The sequence below is a fragment of the Trinickia sp. genome, assembly GCF_057351765.1.
Window position 1 is genome coordinate 1 of sequence record NZ_JBMRBK010000068.1, and the last position, 4,011, is coordinate 4,011.

Genomic DNA, 4,011 nt, shown 5'->3' on the forward strand with positions numbered 1-4,011 from the left:
CGTCTCGCTCGGTACGTCCGGGGTGCTATGCGTCGTCGGAGATCGGTTCCTGCCGAATCCGGCCTCGGCCGTTCATGCGTTTTGCCATGCCATTCCCGACCGCTGGCATCAGATGAGTGTGGTGCTGTCCGCGGCGAGCTGTTTGCGCTGGGTCTGCAAGCTGACCGGCACGGACGAGCCGACGCTCGTCGCCGAGGCTGCCGCGCTGCCGCCGGAGACGCTCGCCGATGCGCCGATTTTTCTGCCCTATCTGTCGGGCGAGCGCACGCCCCACAACGATCCTTTCGCGCAAGGCGTTTTCTTCGGCATGACGCATGCGACCGATCGCGCACTGCTCGGCTACGCCGTGCTCGAAGGCGTGACGCTCGCGCTGGCCGACGGGCTCGACGCCTTGGCTGCCGCCGGGACCAAGCCCAACGCGCTCTCGCTGCTGGGCGGCGGTGCGCGCAGCGCCTACTGGGCGCAGTTGCTCGCCGATGCGTTATCGACTCCGACACGCCAGCATGGCGGCGGAGAAACCGGCGCGGCGCTCGGCGCGGCGCGGCTCGGATGGCTGGCGGCGGGCGGCGACCCGGCGCAGGCATTGGCCAAGCCGCCCATCGTCGCGGAGTTCGCGCCGAACGCCGAGCGGCATGCTCGATTGCGCAGGCGGCTCGATTCGTACCGGGCGCTCTATCGTCACGTGCGGCCGCTGTTCGATCCGGCACATCGGCAAGTCGCCTGCATGTAAGCGGCCCAAAACGTTTCTCAGTCCTACCGGCATCGCATCCGTGTCCAAATCCAACGACAAGCTCGAACTTGCAACCCGCGCGGCCTGGCTCTACTACGTAGCCGGCGATACGCAAAACGAGATCGCCGAGAAGTTGCAAGTCTCGCGCCCCGTTGCGCAGCGGCTCGTGGCATTCGCTGTCGAAAAGAATCTGATTCGTGTGCGCGTCGAGCATCGCTTGGCCGATTGCCTCGCGCTGGCCGCGCGCCTGTCGGAGCGATACGGCTTGTCGATGTGCGAAATCGCACCCGTCGACGACGACAGCCCCGAAGCCATCGGCCGCAAGCTTGCCGTCGCGGGCGCGCAGGTCATGGAACGCTATCTGAGCGAAGAAAAGCCGATGATCGTCGCCGTCAGCAGCGGCCGTACGCTCAAGGCTGCCGTCGATCAACTCGCGCAGATCGAGCGGCCGCAGCATCGGCTCGTCTCGATGGTCGGTGCGATCGCGCAAGACGGATCGTCGAACCGTTACGACGTCGCGCTGCATATCTCGGAGAAGACGGGCGGCAAGCACTTTCTGCTGCCGGCGCCGCTGCTTGCCGATAGTGAAGCCGAGCGGGCGCAGTGGTGCAACCACCGTCTTTATCGCATCGTCGAAGGGCTGTCCGCGCAAGCGGACGTGGCATTCGTCGGCATCGGCGACATCGGGCCGCAATGCCCGCTTCATGTCGACGGCTTCATCACCGCGGACGAAGTGCAAGAACTCACGCGCCTCGGCGCCAGGGCTGAAATGTTAGGGCTGCCGATCAATGACGCAGGCGCGCGCGTCGAATCGTCGACAGGGCGGCGCGTGACGAGCCTGCAGCTCGATGCGCCGCCCAAACGCCCGACGATCGGTTTTGCGGGCGGCCCGCGCAAGCATCGCGCGGTGCTGGCCGCGCTCAAAGGCGGCTGGCTCTCGGGGCTGGTGACCGATGAAGCGTGCGCGCGCGTGGCGCTCGGCGAGAGTGCTGGCGAGACGCGGCACGTGTCGGGGCGCTAGAGCGACATCGATCGCCTTTGGCGCCCCGCCCCCGCGGCTCACGCCGCCGACAGTACCTCGACGATCTTGCGATCGAACGCGCGGCCCTCTTGATCGAACAGATGGCAGTGCTCCGGGTCCGCGCCGAGCCTCAGCGCCTCGCCCCGCTCATGCCGCTCGAGCGGGGGAATGCGCGCGATCAGTCCGTCGGGCGCCACCGGAGAGTCCGCGTAAAGATAGGCGGCATCGCCAAGCGACTCGACCGCGGTCACCGTCGCTGCCACACCGAACTCGCTACCACCCGCGGCGCGTACGTGCAAGTGCTCGGGGCGAACGCCGACCGTGACCGGCTCGCCCTCGCGTACGCCGCGCGGCTCCACGGCCACTTGTTGCATCTCGCCTGTTTCGTAGCGCACGAGCACGCCGTCGGCCCCTGAGCTCTGAACGACGCCTGCAAGGAAATTCATCTTCGGCGAACCGATGAAACCCGCCACGAAGCGGTTCGCAGGCGCGTGGTAAAGACGGTTCGGGCTGCCGACCTGTTCGACGTTGCCGGCGGACATCACGACGATCTTGTCGGCCAGCGTCATCGCTTCGACCTGATCGTGCGTCACGTAGATCATCGTGGTCTTCAAATCGTCGTGCAGCCGCGCGAACTCGAGCCGCATTTTCACGCGCAGCGCCGCATCGAGGTTCGACAGCGGCTCGTCGAACAGAAACACCTTGGGCTTGCGCGTAATCGCGCGCCCGATCGCCACGCGCTGGCGCTGGCCGCCCGACAGCTGCTTCGGTTTGCGGTCGAGCAGGTGATCGATATGGAGGATCTTGGCGGCATTGCGCACGGCCTCTTCGATCTCGGCCTTCTTCGTGCCCGCGAGTTTGAGGCCGAACGCCATGTTGTCGTAGAGCGACATATGCGGATAAAGCGCGTACGACTGGAACACCATGGCGATGCCGCGCTTGGCGGGCGGCACTTCGTTCATGCGCGCGCCGTCGATGGTCAGCTCGCCGCCGCTGATGTCCTCGAGGCCCGCGATCATCCTGAGCAGCGTCGATTTCCCGCAACCGCTCGGGCCGACGAACACGACGAACTCGCCATCGGCGATATCGAGATTCACATTGCGCAGTACTTCGTTCTCGTCGTAGCGCTTCGCAATGCCGCGCAGGGTCACGCTTGCCATGATTCGTCTCCTTTCATATCGGTCGATGCCCGCGCGAACGCGTCGCCCGAGTCGAGCCATCGGTCGACGAGCGCCGGCAGGCGGCGCATGTCGTCGAATACGTGTCGTGCGCCCGCGGCCGTGAGCGCATCGAAGTGTTGATGAGTCGCGTGCCCGCCGCCGATGAAGCCGAGCGCCGTCATACCCGCGGCACTCGCGGCCGCGACCCCGGCCACGCTGTCCTCGATGACGAGACATGCCTGCGGCGGCACGCCCAAACGATCCGCCGCGGCAAGGTAGACATCGGGTGCAGGCTTCGGCCGCGCGACGCGATCGGCGCAAAAAAGCCTGTCGCCGAAAAAGCGCGCGAGCCCGGTGCGCGCCAGCACAGCCTCAACGTAGCCCGTGTAGCTGTTGCTCGCGCAAGCCTTCGTCAGCGAAACAGCGTCGAGCGCCGCTTCGACGCCCGCGACCACGGGCGCGTCGCGCGCCGCGGCTTCGACACTGCGCCTGATCGCTTCGATTTCTTCGCCGCGCAACGTCTTGCCGAGCTCGGCCGCACTGTCGCCGAGCACGCGCTCGATACGCAGCCCCAGCAGCGGCATCACGACGGGCTCCACGTCGACATCGGGCCATCGCGCACTGAGCTCGGCGATCAGCATCTGTGCCGCGACCGCTTCGCTGTCGATGAGCACCCCGTCGCAATCGCAAATCAGCAGCCGGTCGGGGCGAGCAGGGATCGATCCCGTCATTTCACCGCTCCAAACGTCAAGCCGCGAACGAGCTGCTTTTGCGAGACCCAGCCGACGAGCAGAATCGGCGCGACGGCCAGCAGCGATGCAGCCGACAGCTTTGCCCAGAAGAGCCCCTCCGGGCTCGAGTACGATGCGATGAACACAGTCAGCGGCGCCGCATGCGAACTCGACAGATTGATACTCCAGAACGCCTCGTTCCACGAGAGGATGACGAGCAACAGCGCGGTGGACGCGAGCCCCGGCAGCGCCATCGGCGTGAGCAGATAGACGATTTCCTGCCAGGTCGACGCGCCGTCGATGCGGCCTGCTTCGAGAATGTCGCGCGGAATTTCGTTGAAGTACGTGAACGCCATCCAGACCGCGATA

5 protein-coding genes are annotated in these 4,011 nt (G+C 66.3%); 2 read left to right on the top strand and 3 right to left on the bottom strand.

The genetic code is table 11. The features are described from left to right. Window positions 1-730 (top strand): FGGY-family carbohydrate kinase (locus tag ACO1XS_RS18275; RefSeq protein ID WP_486391345.1); only part of this gene is annotated, 730 nt, incomplete at its 5' end. Window positions 731-770: 40 nt separating this feature from the next. Next, complete coding sequence (locus ACO1XS_RS18280; protein WP_331568092.1) at window positions 771-1,751, top strand: sugar-binding transcriptional regulator; 981 nt, start codon at window positions 771-773, stop codon at window positions 1,749-1,751. A gap of 38 nt (window positions 1,752-1,789) precedes the next feature. Here ACO1XS_RS18280 and ACO1XS_RS18285 read toward each other — a convergent pair whose 3' ends face one another. The 3 genes from ACO1XS_RS18285 to ACO1XS_RS18295 all read right to left on the bottom strand — a co-directional run. Beyond that, on the bottom strand, window positions 1,790-2,911 hold the full coding sequence (locus ACO1XS_RS18285; RefSeq protein ID WP_440560481.1) for an ABC transporter ATP-binding protein: 1,122 nt from the start codon (window positions 2,909-2,911) through the stop codon (window positions 1,790-1,792). Next, window positions 2,899-3,642 (bottom strand): HAD family hydrolase, encoded by a 744-nt coding sequence (locus ACO1XS_RS18290; protein WP_331568094.1) that lies wholly within the window; start codon window positions 3,640-3,642, stop codon window positions 2,899-2,901. Before ACO1XS_RS18290 ends, ACO1XS_RS18285 begins: the two co-directional genes overlap by 13 nt. After that, window positions 3,639-4,011: carbohydrate ABC transporter permease (locus ACO1XS_RS18295; protein ID WP_486391346.1), on the bottom strand; the 373-nt coding region annotated here is incomplete at its 5' end. The genes ACO1XS_RS18295 and ACO1XS_RS18290, both read right to left, overlap by 4 nt.